General features: G+C 60.0%; 11 protein-coding genes. 10 read left to right on the top strand and 1 reads right to left on the bottom strand.

Going from position 1 to position 14,155, the window contains the following annotated elements; translation table 11 throughout:
* The first annotated feature begins 545 nt into the window (after positions 1-545).
* Positions 546-1,610, top strand: coding sequence for a 3-deoxy-7-phosphoheptulonate synthase (locus tag H043_RS0115850; protein WP_027612671.1), 1,065 nt, complete (start codon positions 546-548; stop codon positions 1,608-1,610).
* Positions 1,611-1,683: 73 nt separating this feature from the next.
* Here the strand turns inward: H043_RS0115850 and H043_RS0115845 are convergent, their stop codons facing one another.
* Positions 1,684-2,862, bottom strand: a complete 1,179-nt coding sequence (locus tag H043_RS0115845; RefSeq protein WP_027612670.1) for a hypothetical protein — start codon at positions 2,860-2,862, stop codon at positions 1,684-1,686.
* Positions 2,863-3,199: 337 nt separating this feature from the next.
* On the opposite strand from H043_RS0115845, the gene H043_RS0115840 reads away from it, so the two are divergent.
* From H043_RS0115840 to hbdH, 9 genes are all read left to right on the top strand, one after another.
* Positions 3,200-4,069: a triacylglycerol lipase gene (locus H043_RS0115840; RefSeq protein ID WP_027612669.1), complete on the top strand. Its 870-nt coding sequence runs from the start codon at positions 3,200-3,202 to the stop codon at positions 4,067-4,069.
* 96 nt (positions 4,070-4,165) lie between these two features.
* Positions 4,166-4,447 carry a peptidylprolyl isomerase gene (locus H043_RS0115835; protein WP_016774509.1) on the top strand — a complete coding sequence of 94 codons (282 nt, stop codon included), beginning with the start codon at positions 4,166-4,168 and terminating at the stop codon, positions 4,445-4,447.
* A 135-nt stretch (positions 4,448-4,582) separates the two neighbouring features.
* Positions 4,583-6,451 (top strand): extracellular solute-binding protein, encoded by a 1,869-nt coding sequence (locus H043_RS0115830; RefSeq protein WP_027612668.1) that lies wholly within the window; start codon positions 4,583-4,585, stop codon positions 6,449-6,451.
* Positions 6,451-7,512 carry a microcin C ABC transporter permease YejB gene (locus tag H043_RS0115825; protein ID WP_027612667.1) on the top strand — a complete coding sequence of 354 codons (1,062 nt, stop codon included), beginning with the start codon at positions 6,451-6,453 and terminating at the stop codon, positions 7,510-7,512. Before H043_RS0115830 ends, H043_RS0115825 begins: the two co-directional genes overlap by 1 nt.
* On the top strand, positions 7,512-8,534 hold the full coding sequence (locus tag H043_RS0115820) for an ABC transporter permease (protein WP_027612666.1): 1,023 nt from the start codon (positions 7,512-7,514) through the stop codon (positions 8,532-8,534). Before H043_RS0115825 ends, H043_RS0115820 begins: the two co-directional genes overlap by 1 nt.
* 9 nt (positions 8,535-8,543) lie before the next feature.
* Complete coding sequence (locus tag H043_RS0115815; RefSeq protein WP_027612665.1) at positions 8,544-10,118, top strand: ABC transporter ATP-binding protein; 1,575 nt, start codon at positions 8,544-8,546, stop codon at positions 10,116-10,118.
* Positions 10,119-10,258: 140 nt separating this feature from the next.
* The gene (locus H043_RS0115810) at positions 10,259-11,674 is read left to right on the top strand and encodes a sigma-54-dependent Fis family transcriptional regulator (protein WP_027612664.1); all 1,416 of its coding nucleotides are present in this window, start codon (positions 10,259-10,261) and stop codon (positions 11,672-11,674) included.
* Positions 11,675-11,951: 277 nt separating this feature from the next.
* Positions 11,952-13,343, top strand: a complete 1,392-nt coding sequence (locus tag H043_RS0115805) for a GntP family permease (protein ID WP_027612663.1) — start codon at positions 11,952-11,954, stop codon at positions 13,341-13,343.
* A gap of 7 nt (positions 13,344-13,350) precedes the next feature.
* Positions 13,351-14,124 (top strand): 3-hydroxybutyrate dehydrogenase, encoded by a 774-nt coding sequence (gene hbdH / locus H043_RS0115800; RefSeq protein WP_027612662.1) that lies wholly within the window; start codon positions 13,351-13,353, stop codon positions 14,122-14,124.
* Positions 14,125-14,155 lie beyond the last annotated feature (31 nt).

Here is a 14,155-nt window from a genome sequence, read left to right as displayed (position 1 = left end):
TCTCCGCAATGGCGATAGCAATTTCTGATTGCTCAGCCGTACGGGCCTCTAGTAAGCTCGGCGCATTCATCGGAGACAAACCATGTTCAACGCCCTCTCACAGCTTCGTTCCGCCAGCGCCCTGCGCTCGGTTGCGGCTGCCCGGGCGAATGACGTTTGCGCTCCTGTCAGCTTTTATTTTGGGTATTGGTTTAGCCACTGGCGCGCCTGATACCCACCGGCGCCCATAAAAACGGGTCGCCTACCAGAGAATTCTCAACCCCCGGTCGGCCTCCCGACCGGGGGTTTTGTTTTTTCAGGCCCCAAATTTTTCAGCAACACACCAGAACTTTGAGGAATCACGACATGAACTACGCCACTTATTACCGTTACGACACTTTTACCGCCTGGCGATTTAGCAACCTCCGCTCGGGACAGCCTGCCGCCTCCGATCGGTCACCCACAGGTGGCAAGCACACACACGCAGCCAATCCGGCCAATTGTCGAACACCCCAGTAGGGCCGAGTGAGCGGGAAACACCCGCCGCCAGCCCAGGAATCCCGAATATGAACTCGTCTGTTTCTGCTCTGCCACTGACCACCCTTGATTCTGCCAACGAAGCACTGACCCTGCGTCTGCCCAGCGCGTTGCAGCTCAAACAGCAATTGCCCCTGAGCAATGCCCTCGCCCAGCAAGTCGCAGCCCACCGCCAGGCTGTCCGCGCGATCCTCAATGGCGAAGACCATCGCCTGCTGGTCGTCGTCGGCCCTTGCTCGATTCATGACCCGCGCTCCGCACTCGAATACGCCGAAAAACTTTCCCGCCTGGCCCATGAAGTCAGCGACGAGATGCTGTTGGTGATGCGCGCCTACATCGAAAAACCACGCACCACCGTCGGCTGGAAAGGTCTGGCTTACGACCCGCACCTGGATGGCAGCGACGACATGGCTGGCGGCCTGACCCTGTCGCGTGAATTGATGCTTGAGATGATCCGCCTGGGCCTGCCCATCGCTACCGAGTTGCTGCAACCAATGGCGGCCGGCTACTTCGACGACCTGCTCAGTTGGGTTGCTATCGGTGCACGCACCACCGAATCGCAGATTCACCGGGAAATGGCCAGCGGCCTGAACATGCCCGTTGGTTTCAAGAACGGCACCGACGGTGGCGTAGGTGTAGCCGTCGACGCCATGCGCTCGGCAGCACATCCGCACCGACACTTCGGTGTCGACAGCCAAGGGCACCCGGCGATCATCCAGACCCCGGGCAACCCCGACACTCATATAGTGCTGCGCGGCGGTCATCACGGTCCTAACTACGATCGCGAAAGCGTCGCCCGGGTACATGCCGACCTGAGCCGACTGAAAATTCCGAGCCGGATCATGGTCGACTGCAGCCACGCCAACAGCGGCAAGGACCCATTGCGCCAGCCCGACGTGTTCAACGCGGTTCTCGAACAACGCCTGCTGGGCGATCGTTCCTTGATCGGCATGATGATTGAATCCCACCTGTTCGAAGGCTGCCAGCCCTTGAGCCCCACATTGCGTTACGGGGTGTCGGTTACCGATGGTTGCCTTGGGTTCAGTGCGACGGAACAGTTGCTGTCGAGCGCTGCCGAACGTCTTCGAGCCTGATGATCCGAGCAGCCTTTGCGGGCTTATCAAAATCCCGCAAAGGCTGAGTCATCGCTCAGACTTCACCACCGGGTTATGCCCGCACCCGGATGCGTGTTATCTCGGAAGCCTGGCTGACATCATCCAGCCGCTCCACTGAATACGACACCTGCACCACAGTTTCCCGATGCTCTCGCCAGAAACGATAAGGCACGATGAATACCAAGGGCTCGCCTGCAGTTTCCCGGGTGATGTCCCGATCATCGCGGTGACTGAAATACTCACCATCGCATTTCAAGTAAACCAGCTCCCCCTCCTCGGCCTGGGCATTGCCGATCACCACGGTAATGCCATCCTCGGCATCTACTGCCTCCAGTTCGCCATCTTGCGCTTCCAGTACCTGCGGAGCTGCGAGCTCGCCTCGCATCAATGGCGCGATCAGAATTCGCGAGGTTGCAGAGTTCCTCACCTGCGCCGACCTTGATTCCACCCGGTAGCTGACGCTCACCTCCTGCATACGATGAGGGGCGATGCGATCTGCGGGTATCCAGAAAGACAGCGCTTCGCCGACAGCAAACGGCTCCACGAGCAACACATCACTGATCACCGGCAGTCCTTCGACACCTTGCCACGACAGGATGACCCGGTCCCCGACAGCCATGCGGGCGTAAGGTCGCACGATAACGCTAGTGCCCTGCGGAATACGGGCCGGATCGAGCGTCCCGCCCACCGTTTCTTCAAGGATCGGAGCCAGCAAATCGGGTTCCGGATCACCCACATTCAGCTGCAAACGCCTGGATGACATGGGCTTCTGCAGCGCAACGCTGTACAGCGTCCAGTAAACCTCCAGCGAGCCGCGCTCCAGCGCTGCGATGTGCAAACCCTTTATGACAAAGACGAGTTCCTGACCCACCTGACTTTCACTGACCGCACGAGTGGTTTCGTGAATATAGGGCAATCCTTCGTCATCCAGTCCTTGCCAGCTCAGCACAAGTTTGTCGCCGCACAACATGTTCGGGTAAGGCGCCACCCTGACGAATGCATGGTCCAGTGAAGGATCAAGCATTCCGCCCTCCATAACCTCAAGCATCGGTGCAGGCAGCCACGAGCCTGGAGAGTCTGCCGCTGCAGACGCGTGTCGATAGCAGAATTCGAAGTGGTCGCCGTCCACCTTCAAACTCAGAAGACGGTGTTCACCGGATTCATCCGCTACAGGGGACATATTTGACGCTGGTACCACAGAAGAATCGCCGGTGGCTTCGTATATAGACATTCGTAGCTCCATTCCTTGGATAAAACGCCGCCGTGAAGGCCGCGTCGAACGAAATCCATTGAACACCATCCAGCGACCGGCGGAAGTCAGCACAACGCCTTCCGTCGGCAGGGTAAATACACCGCATGACGTAGGCTTACGAAGCAGAATCCAGCGATACCGGGCAAAAGATTGCCAAATGTTCCGACTACCCTCTCAAGCAGAAGCGAAAATTCGTACCGCTTTTAGTCCAATTTCCTTTCAGTACAGAGGATTTTTCAGACATCGCCGACCCGCAGGCCTGTTTTACAGTGGCACGCACCAACCACTGACAAGCATCTGCAAAAGAGGCAGGAACATGCAACGGAATGCGACAACCCGCTACCCCATCCTTTTGGTCCATGGCCTGTTCGGGTTTGACCGTATCGGCCATTTCGAGCTTTTTCATGATGTCAAGCAAGCGCTGAGGGAGGCAGGCGGGCAAGTGTTTGTGCCGCAGCTGTCCGCAACCCATGACAACGAAGTTCGCGGCCAGCAATTGATGTTCCAGATCGAGCGCGTTCTGCGAGGCACCGGCGCCGGTAAAGTCAACCTGATCGGACATAGCCAGGGCGCGCTGGCATGCCGTTATGCCGCTGCGCTCGCGCCGGAGAAAGTCGCCTCGGTGACATCGGTCAGCGGCCCCAATCACGGCTCGGAACTGGCTGACGCCTTACGCCTGGCGCTGGTTCCGGGAGGCCTGCCGGAGCAGGTGGCGGAGCACGCTGCGACACAGTTTGCGCGATTCCTCTCGCTACTCAGCGGTCAACCGGGTCTGCCGCAGGCCGCCGTAGCCGCACTCAATGCCCTGACGACTGCGGACGTCGGGCAATTCAACAAAAAATACCCTCAAGGCCTGCCTTCGACGTGGGGCGGCCAGGGGGCGGAACGGGTCAATGACGTCCACTACTACTCCTGGAGCGGCACGCTGCAGGACAATTTGTTGCAGGCTCTGGATCCAGTGCATTCCGTCTGCCACGCATTATCCAGCCATTTCGTCACGGAGGCCGGACAGAACGATGGTTTCGTGGGCCGTTACAGTTCTCACCTGGGCCGGGTCATCCGCTCCGACTATCCCCTCAATCACCTTGGCAGCTTGCGCCATCCGGGCGGGTTGCGAATACCCGGCGCGGATCCCGTCGACCTCTATGTCGAACACGCGATGCGCCTGAAAGCCGCGCAACTGTAGATGTACGTCAATGTACCGAGTGGAACTTTGCAGAGAAATCGCTTACTGAATCCGGTAGGCTCCACACTTTACTGAAATAGATTGGAGAATTTCCCCATGGCTAAAGCCACTGCCCGCCACATCCTGGTTTCCAGCGAAGACAAGTGCAACGAACTCAAGGCCCAGATCGAAGCCGGTGCTGATTTCGCCGAGGTCGCCAAGGCCAACTCCAGCTGCCCGTCCAGCCGTCAGGGCGGCGATCTGGGTTCATTCGGTCCTGGCCAGATGGTCAAGGAATTCGACACCGTGGTCTTCAGCGCGCCAATCAACGTCGTGCAAGGCCCGGTGAAGACCCAGTTCGGTTATCACCTGCTCGAAGTCACCAGCCGCCAGGACTGATCCGTCGCCTGACTGCTGTCCCAACGGCCCGCCTTTTGGTGGGCCGTTGTGTTTTGGTTACAGGATACGGCTGGCGACTGACGCGCCGCTCGCGTACAAATTGCGCTTATCGATCACCCGGCTTTAAGGCTGACAATGCGACTGGCTTTCCCGACTTTACTGTTCACTGCCGTGGCCCTGCTATTGGGCGCCGCCGGTGTGAACGCCACCCCGCAACATGCGTTGACCGTCTATGGCGAACCTGCCAAATACCCGGCCGGTTTCAGCCATTTCGACTACACCAATCCGCGGGCGCCCAAGGGCGGCACCATGCGCCGCTCGGCGATAGAGATCGGGCATTTCGATCACATCCTGCCTTATATAGATAAAGGCATCGGCGTCACCCAGATCGACGGCATGCTCTATTCGCCGCTGGCCCAGCGCTCGATGGACGAGCCCTACACGGTCTATGGCCTGGTGGCGCAAAAGATGGAGCGCTCGGAGGATGGTCTGTCGCTGCGCTTCTTCATCGATCCCAAGGCGCGTTTTGCCGACGGCAAGCCGATCACTGCCGAGGACGTGCGCTACACCTATGACCTGTTGATGACCCAGGGCAGCCTGCGCTATCGCACGCAGTTCGCCGACGTCAAAGGCGTGGAAGTGGAAGCGCCGCTGACCGTGCGCTTCGATTTCAAGAGCAACGAGAACCGCACCCTGCCGCTGGACATTGCCACCCTGCCGGTATTCCCCGAGCACTGGTGGAAAACCCGCGACTTCGCCGGTGGCGGTGGCTATGAACCACCACTGGGCAGCGGCCCGTATCGGGTCGGCAAGGTCGACTCCGGGCGCAGCATCACCTTTGAACGCAACCCCGACTGGTGGGGCAAGGATCTGCCGGTCAGTCGCGGCCTGTATAACTTCGATCACTTCAGCATCGAGTATTTCGGCGACACCGATGTCGCCCGCCAGGTATTGCGCGGCGGTGCCTATGACTACAACCGCGAATTTTCCGCCACCGGCTATTCGATCGGTTACGACAGCCCTGCGCTGAGTGACGGCCGCTTGCAGAAAGCCCACCTGGCCACCGAGGCCCCGCAATCTGCGCAGGGCTTCGTGTTCAACCTGCAGAAACCGATGTTCCAGGATCGTCGGGTGCGCCAGGCGCTGGCGATGCTCTGGGATTTCGAGTGGAGCAACCGGCAGATGATGCGCAACATGTACATCCGCCAGCAGAGCTATTTCTCCAATACCGCACTGGCAGCCCGCGAGCTGCCGGACGCCGCCGAACTGAAAATCCTCGAGCCGTTGCGCGGGCAGGTTCCCGACGAAGTGTTCACCCAGGTCTTCGAGGCGCCGAAAACCGATGGCAGCGGGCTGATCCGCGACAAGCAACTGCAAGCCCTGGAACTGCTCGAACAGGCTGGCTGGAAACCTGAGGGCGACCAACTGGTCAACGCCGAAGGCGAACCGTTGAGTTTCACCTTTCTGGTCAGCCAGAACGGTATGGACCGTCTGCTCCTGCCTTACAAGCGCACGCTGAAACAGATCGGCATCGAGCTGAATATCCGCCGTATCGATTCCTCGCAATACGTCAATCGCCTGATGAGCCGTGATTACGACATGATCGTCACCGGCTACCCGGTCAGCACATCTCCGGGCGGCGAGTTGCTCAACTACTTCGGCTCGATATCGGCCAACGACCCCGGCGCCAACAACTACATGGTGCTGAAGAACCCGGCGGTCGACACACTGATAAACGGCCTGATCCGCGCCTCGACCCAGAGCGACATGCTGCACTACGCCCACGCGCTGGACCGGGTGCTGCAATGGAACTACTACTGGATTCCCAACTATTACCCACCGGGCACCTCCACCGTCTGGTGGAACCGTTTCGGCATGCCGGCGATCCAGGCCAGCAATGACGAAGCCATCGAGAGCTGGTGGGAAATCAGCAGCACGCCATTGACCAACCAGCAGATGACCGCCGAGAAAATCGGTCGTGGCAGACCCGGAGGACCGCACTGATGTGGGCATACATTCTGCGGCGCCTGCTGCTGATCATTCCGACGCTGGTGATCATCCTGCTGGTCAATTTCGTGATCATTCAGGCCGCACCCGGCGGACCGGTCGAACAGGCGATCGCCCATCTGCAAGGGATCGGCGGTGCGAGTGTCGGCGGCAGTTCCAGCGAAACCATGAGCAACACTTCGCGTGCCAGCCGTGGCCTCGATCCGCAACTGATCAAGGACATCGAAAAGCAGTACGGTTTCGACAAACCGGCGCATGAGCGCCTGTGGCTGATGCTCAAGAACTACGCGCAGCTGGACTTCGGCAAAAGCTTTTTCCGCGGTGCGACGGTCACCGACCTGATTCTGGAAAAAATGCCGGTGACCATTTCCCTCGGCCTGTGGGCGACGCTGATCACCTATCTGGTGTCGATCCCGCTGGGCATCCGCAAAGCGGTGCATCACGGCAGCCATTTCGACATCTGGAGCAGCACCGCGATCATCATCGGCTACGCGATGCCGGCGTTTCTGTTCGCAATGTTTCTGATCGTGGTGTTTGCCGGTGGCACGTCATTGAACTGGTTTCCGGTGCGCGGACTGGTCTCGGACAACTTCGAATCGCTGTCGACCCTGGGCAAGATTGCCGATTACTTCTGGCACCTGGTGTTGCCGGTGACGGCGCTGGTGATCGGCGGTTTCGCCACGCTGACGATCCTCACCAAGAACTCGTTCCTCAATGAAATCACCCGCCAGTACGTGGTTACCGCCCGCGCCAAAGGCTTGAGCGAACGCCGCGTGCTTTACGGTCACGTGTTCCGCAACGCGATGCTGCTGGTGGTCTCGGGGATTCCGCAGGCGTTCATCAGTGTGTTCTTTGCCGGTTCGCTGTTGATCGAAGTGATCTTCTCTCTCGACGGCCTCGGCCGCATGAGTTACGAAGCGGCGGTTTCTCGCGACTATCCGGTGGTGTTCGGCTCGCTGTTCATCTTCACCCTGTTCGGCCTCCTGATAAAACTGATCGGCGACTTGTGCTACACCCTGGTCGACCCACGTATCGACTTCGCCGCGAGGAACGCCTGATGTTCAAGCTCTCGCCTCTGGGCCGTCGCCGTTTCGCGCGATTCAAGAAAAACCGCCGTGGCTGGTGGTCGTTGTGGCTGTTTATCGGACTGTTCGTGGTGACGCTGGGCGGTGAACTGATCGCCAATGACAAACCACTGGTGGTCAGCTATCAGAACCAGCTCTACTTCCCGGTCTTCAAGCGCTACACCGAACAGGAGTTTGGCGGGCAATTGCCGTTCCAGGCCGATTATCGCAGTGACTATGTGCAGAACCTGATCCGCAAGGGCGGTGGCTGGCTGCTGTTCCCGCCAATCCCGTTCAGCGACGACACGCCCAACTACGACCTCAATCAACCTGCGCCGAGCCCGCCCTCGAAGGTCAACTGGCTCGGCACCGACGATCAGGCGCGCGATGTGTTGGCGCGGGTGATTTTCGGTGCACGGGTATCGATCCTGTTTGCCCTGATGCTGACCGCCGTCAGCGCGCTGATCGGCATCGCGGCCGGCGCCCTGCAAGGCTATTACGGCGGTTGGGTCGATCTGCTCGGGCAGCGTCTGCTGGAGGTCTGGAGCGGATTGCCGGTGCTGTACCTGCTGATCATTTTGTCCGGCTTTGTCGAGCCGAATTTCTGGTGGCTGCTGGGGATCATGGCGCTGTTTTCATGGCTGGCACTGGTGGATGTGGTGCGCGCCGAGTTCCTGCGCGGGCGTAATCTGGAATACGTCAAAGCGGCGCGCGCGTTGGGCCTGAGCGACCGCAAGGTGATTTTCCGGCACATCCTGCCGAATGCGATGAACGCGACGCTGAGTTACCTGCCGTTCATTCTGACCGGAGCGATTTCTACCCTCACCGCCCTCGACTTCCTCGGTTTCGGCATGCCCGCCGGCAGCGCTTCGCTGGGCGAACTGATCGGCCAGGGCAAACAGAACCTGCAAGCGCCGTGGCTCGGGCTGACAGCGTTCTTCACCCTGGCGCTGATTCTTTCTTTACTGGTGTTCATCGGCGAAGCGTTACGTGACGCGTTCGACCCTCGATCCTGAAGTGTGACCATGACTGATAACCTGATCGAAATCCGTGACCTGAACGTCGCCTTCCATGGCCAGCCGGCGGTGCGAAACCTGTGCCTGGACATCCGCCCCGGCGAGTGCCTGGCGCTGGTCGGCGAGTCGGGCTCGGGCAAATCGGTAACCGCGCATTCGATCCTGCAACTGCTCCCCGAAGGCGATGCGCAAACCAGCGGCAGCATTCGCTATCGCGGTCAGGAACTGCTCGGTGCCGATCCAAAGGTCTTGCGTGAGCTACGCGGCAATCGGATCGCAATGATCTTCCAGGAGCCGATGACCTCGCTCAATCCGCTGCACACCATTGAAAAGCAGATCGGCGAGACGCTGCTGGTGCATCGCGGCCTGGGCGGTAAAGCAGCGCAACAACGCATTCTTGAACTGCTGGAACTGGTGGGCATTCAGAATCCCAAAGAGCGGCTCAAGGCCTATCCGCATCAACTTTCCGGCGGCCAGCGGCAACGAGTAATGATTGCCATGGCCCTGGCTTGTGAGCCGGAACTGCTGATCGCCGACGAGCCGACCACGGCGCTGGATGTGACGGTGCAGCGCAAGATCCTGCTGCTGCTCAAATCCCTGCAACAACGCCTGGGCATGTCGCTGCTGCTGATCAGCCACGACCTCAATCTGGTGCGCAGCATTGCGCAACGGGTGTGCGTGATGAAGGCTGGTGAAATCGTCGAGCAAGCCCCGTGCGAAACCCTGTTTACCGAACCGAAACACCCTTACAGCTGCGTGCTGCTCAACGCCGAGCCGGAAGGCGAAGCCCTGCCCCGCGATGAACGCGAGAACGTGCTGGAAGTGGATGATCTGCGCGTCGAGTTCGTCGTCGGTGGCGGGCTGTTCCAGCGCAAACAATATTTGCGCGCGGTGGACGGCATCAGCCTGAATATCCAGCGCGGCAAAACCCTGGGCATTGTCGGTGAGTCCGGTTCGGGCAAGTCGACCCTGGGTCAGGCGATTCTGCGGTTGCTCGATTCCGAGGGCAGTATCCGTTTTCAGGGCACCGCCCTCGACGGCCTCGATCAGAAGCAATTGCGACCATGGCGTCGGCAGATGCAGGTGGTGTTTCAGGATCCGTTCGGCAGCCTCAGTCCACGGATGTCGGTGGCGCAAATCATCAGCGAAGGGCTGGAGGTACACTGTCAGTCCAGCGCCGATGAGTGCGATGCACAGGTGATCCGTGTACTCAAGGAAGTCGGCCTGGATCCGGAAAGCCGTCATCGCTACCCGCACGAATTTTCCGGCGGTCAGCGCCAGCGTATCGCCATCGCCCGGGCGCTGGTGCTGAAACCGGCGCTGATCCTGCTCGACGAGCCGACCTCGGCCCTTGATCGTACCGTGCAGAAACAAGTGGTCGCCCTGCTCCGCGATCTTCAGGAAAAACACGGCCTGACCTACCTGTTCATCAGCCACGACCTGGCGGTGGTGCGGGCGCTGGCGCATGACATGATCGTGATCAAGGACGGCAAAGTGGTTGAGCGCGGTGCCAGCCACGAGGTGTTCGACTCGCCGCAGCATCCTTACACCAAGGAGCTGTTGGCAGCGGCGCATCCGGGGTAGGCATAATCGGCGCTTGCCTTGATACCGAGTAGCATCTATCGCGAGCAGGCTCACTCCTACATTTGAAATGCGTTCCATTGTAGGAGTGAGCCTGCTCGCGATGGCGTCGCCAAAGCCGAAAGACATTCAGGATCTGTCAGATGAACACCACCGAAAGCCTCAAGGACTACCAACGCGTGCGCACGCTGGCGATCCGCTCGCTGTTCGAGATCATCGAGCAGTCCAGCGAAGGCACGGTGATTGTCGATCGTGATGCAAACATCGTCTGGATGAACGAACGCTATGCGCGGCGTTTCGGTCTTGAGTCGGCGAAAAAAGCCATCGGCAAACCCTGCGAAAGCGTGATCCCCGGCAGCCTGCTGCGTGAAGTGGTGCGCACCGGCCGGCCGATCCTGCTGGACATGCAGGACACACCGAAAGAGCCGCTGGTGGTGATGCGCCTGCCGATCCACGACGATGCCGGGGCGGTGATCGGCGCCATCGGGTTTGCTCTGTTTGATGAATTACGCAGCCTGTCACCGATGCTCAAGCGCTACCTGAGCATGCAGGAAGAACTGGCTTCGACCCGCTCGCTGCTGCGGGCGCGGCAGACCAAATACAACTTCGCCCATTTCATCGGCACCAGCAGCGCCAGCCTCGAAGTCAAACGCCGTGCCCGCCGCAGTGCGAGCACCGATTCACCCGTGTTGTTGCTCGGCGAAACCGGCACCGGCAAGGAGTTGCTGGCCCAGGCGATTCACAGCGCTTCGCCCCGGGCGCACAAAGCCTTCGTCAGCATCAACAGTGCGGCGATTCCCGAAGCGCTGCTGGAAGCCGAGTTTTTCGGCACTGCGCCCGGTGCGTTTACCGGCGCCGACCGCAAGGGTCGTACCGGCAAATTGCAGATCGCTCAGGGCGGTACGCTGTTTCTCGATGAGATCGGCGACATGCCGTTGCCGCTGCAGAGCAAACTGCTGCGGGTGCTGCAGGAAAAGGAGTTCGAACCGGTTGGCTCCAACGACGTGATTCAGAGCGATGTGCGAGTGATCGCGGCGACTTCGACCGATCTGCAAGCCGCGATCAAGCGCGGTGAATTCCGCGCCGACCTGTATTACCGACTTAACGTGCTGCCGATCCAGGTTCCGCCGCTGCGCGAGCGTCTCGACGATTTGCCGGCGCTCAGCGAGGCGATCCTTGAAGAGTTGCGTAGCCAGCATGAACTGAGTCGCGCAGCGCTGGATCTGCTCGGACAACATGCGTGGCCGGGCAACATCCGCGAATTGCGCAACGTGCTGGAGCGCGCGGCGCTGCTCAGCGATGACCTGATCCTCACCGAAGAGGATATTCGCGCGGCCATCGGCACCTTTACCCCGGTTGAGCGCCCGTCGGTGTCGACGCGAGAGCCGTTGGCGGATGAGACTTTCGCCGAGGCACGGCAGCGGTTTGACCGGCAGTTGATCCAGTCCGCCCTCGCGCAATGTGCGGGCAAAGTGCCGGAGGCGGCGGCTCGACTGGGACTGGGACGCTCGACGCTGTACAAGAAGATGCTGGCCTTGGGCATCACCGAGTCTCAATAAAGAGACCACAGTCTCCAATAAAAGACAACAGCAAAAGCTTCGCGAGCAAGCCCGCTCCCACAGGGAATACGCATTCCAAATGTGGGAGCGGGCTTGCTCGCGAAGGCGTCAGCCCTCTCTACAAAAATCTCCAAAGAGAGACAACTCTTCAACTCTCAACACGCTTAAAACTATAAAACCCTTACATTTCAATGATTTGAGTATCTGGCATAGATCTCGCTAAAGCCTCTCCTGCACCCGCTTCACCCACAAAAATAACAATCTTTGGAGACACTCCATGAGTGTGATCATTGCCTTGGCAGCCCTCGCGCTGCTGATGCTCGCCGCCTACCGTGGCTACAGCGTCATTCTCTTCGCCCCGATTGCCGCCCTCGGCGCTGTCCTGCTGACCGACCCCTCTGCAGTCGCCCCTGCCTTCACCGGGGTGTTCATGGAGAAAATGGTCGGTTTCATCAAACTGTATTTCCCGGTGTTCCTGCTCGGTGCCGTGTTCGGCAAGTTGATCGAATTGTCGGGGTTCTCCCGTTCGATCGTGGCCGCAGCGATTCGCTTGCTCGGCACGCGTCAGGCGATGCTGGTGATCGTGCTGGTTTGCGCCTTGCTCACTTACGGCGGCGTGTCGTTGTTCGTGGTGGTGTTTGCGGTGTATCCATTTGCCGCGGAAATGTTCCGCCAGAGCAACATTCCCAAGCGCCTGATCCCGGCAACCATTGCCCTCGGCGCATTCTCGTTCACCATGGACGCCCTGCCCGGCACGCCGCAGATTCAGAACATCATTCCCAGCACCTTTTTCAATACCACCGCGTGGGCGGCGCCGTGGCTGGGGGTAATCGGCACGATTTTCGTGTTCTGCGCCGGCATGTTGTTCCTGCAGCGCCAACGCAACAAAGCGCAGCGTGCTGGCGAAGGTTATGGCACCGAGCTGCGTAACGAGCCGGAAACCGCCGAAGACCTGAAACTGCCGAACCCATGGATCGCCCTGTCGCCGCTGCTGGCGGTGGGCATCATGAACCTGCTGTTCACCCAGTGGATTCCGCAGTGGTACGGCAAGACCCACAGCCTCGCGTTGCCGGGGATGGCCACGCCGGTGACCACGGAAATCGCCAAGCTCACCGCAATCTGGGCGGTGCAGGCGGCATTGCTGATCGGCATCCTGATGGTGCTGGTGTTCGGCTTCAAGGCGATCCGCAGCAAACTCGCCGAAGGCAGCAAAAGCGCGGTCAGCGGCGCACTGCTGGCGGCGATGAACACCGCCTCGGAATACGGTTTCGGTGCGGTAATCGCTTCGTTGCCGGGCTTTCTGGTACTGGCCGACTGGCTCAAGCAAATCCCCAATCCGCTGGTCAACGAAGCGATCACCGTGACCCTGCTGGCGGGTATCACCGGCTCGGCATCGGGCGGCATGAGCATCGCGCTGGCGGCGATGTCCGAGCAGTTCATCGCGGCGGCGCACGCGGCGAACATTCCGCTGGAAGTGCTGCACCGCGTGGCTGCGATGGCCAGCGGCGGCATGGACACCCTGCCGCACAACGGCGCGGTGATCACCCTGCTGGCGGTCACTGGCCTGACCCACCGCGAAGCCTATAAAGACATTTTCTGTATTACGCTGATCAAGACCTTGGCGGTCTTCGTAGTGATCGGCACTTTCTACGCCACTGGCATTGTGTGAGGTATTCATGACGACTCTTTCGGGCAAGACCGCACTGGTTACCGGTTCCACCAGCGGCATCGGTCTGGGCATCGCCCTGAGCCTGGCCAAGGCCGGCGCCAACCTGATTCTCAACGGTTTCGGTGATGCGTCGAGCGTGATCGCCGAAGTCGGCCAGTTTGGCGGCAAGGTCGGTCATCATCCGGCGGACGTCAGCGATCCGGCGCAGATTGCCGAGATGATCGCTTACGCCGAACGCGAATTCGGCGGCGTCGACATTCTGGTCAACAACGCCGGGATTCAGCACGTGGCGGCCGTGGAGGAGTTTCCGGTGGAGCGCTGGGACTCGATCATCGCGATCAACCTTTCATCGGTGTTCCACAGCACCCGCCTGAGCCTGCCGGGCATGCGCGCCAAGGGTTGGGGGCGAATCGTCAACATTGCCTCGGTGCATGGTCAGGTGGGATCGACCGGTAAAGCCGCGTATGTCGCGGCCAAGCATGGGGTGATCGGTTTGACCAAAGTGGTCGGACTGGAAACGGCTACCAGTAATGTGACCTGCAACGCGATCTGTCCGGGCTGGGTATTGACGCCGCTGGTGCAGAAACAGATCGATGATCGTGCCGCCAAAGGCGTCGATCCGCAGCAGGCGCAGCATGATTTGCTGGCGGAGAAGCAGCCGTCGCTGGAGTTCGTCACACCGCAGCATCTTGGGGAATTGGTGTTGTTTCTGTGCAGCGAGGCTGGCAGCCAGGTGCGGGGAGCTGCGTGGAATATTGATGGAGGCTGGTTGGCGCAGTAATGCTGCGCCCCTGTAGGAGCGAGCCTGCTCG

The sequence above is a fragment of the Pseudomonas sp. URIL14HWK12:I6 genome (assembly GCF_000514195.1).
GTDB lineage: Bacteria > Pseudomonadota > Gammaproteobacteria > Pseudomonadales > Pseudomonadaceae > Aquipseudomonas > Aquipseudomonas putida_A.
The sequence above is the reverse complement of the archived record's forward strand: the minus strand, read 5'-3'. Positions and strand labels throughout refer to the sequence as shown.

Excerpts from the sequence above, each read along its gene's own strand:
- H043_RS0115810 (WP_027612664.1), top strand. The coding sequence starts at position 10,259 with ATGAACACCACCGAAAGCCTCAAGGACTACCAACGCGTGCGCACGCTG.
- H043_RS0115815 (WP_027612665.1), top strand. The coding sequence starts at position 8,544 with ATGACTGATAACCTGATCGAAATCCGTGACCTGAACGTCGCCTTCCAT.
- H043_RS0115825 (WP_027612667.1), top strand. The coding sequence starts at position 6,451 with ATGTGGGCATACATTCTGCGGCGCCTGCTGCTGATCATTCCGACGCTG.
- H043_RS0115840 (WP_027612669.1), top strand. The coding sequence starts at position 3,200 with ATGCAACGGAATGCGACAACCCGCTACCCCATCCTTTTGGTCCATGGC.
- hbdH (WP_027612662.1), top strand. The coding sequence starts at position 13,351 with ATGACGACTCTTTCGGGCAAGACCGCACTGGTTACCGGTTCCACCAGC.
- H043_RS0115845 (WP_027612670.1), bottom strand. The coding sequence starts at position 2,862 with ATGTCTATATACGAAGCCACCGGCGATTCTTCTGTGGTACCAGCGTCA.
- H043_RS0115830 (WP_027612668.1), top strand. The coding sequence starts at position 4,583 with ATGCGACTGGCTTTCCCGACTTTACTGTTCACTGCCGTGGCCCTGCTA.
- H043_RS0115820 (WP_027612666.1), top strand. The coding sequence starts at position 7,512 with ATGTTCAAGCTCTCGCCTCTGGGCCGTCGCCGTTTCGCGCGATTCAAG.
- H043_RS0115850 (WP_027612671.1), top strand. The coding sequence starts at position 546 with ATGAACTCGTCTGTTTCTGCTCTGCCACTGACCACCCTTGATTCTGCC.
- H043_RS0115805 (WP_027612663.1), top strand. The coding sequence starts at position 11,952 with ATGAGTGTGATCATTGCCTTGGCAGCCCTCGCGCTGCTGATGCTCGCC.
- H043_RS0115835 (WP_016774509.1), top strand. The coding sequence starts at position 4,166 with ATGGCTAAAGCCACTGCCCGCCACATCCTGGTTTCCAGCGAAGACAAG.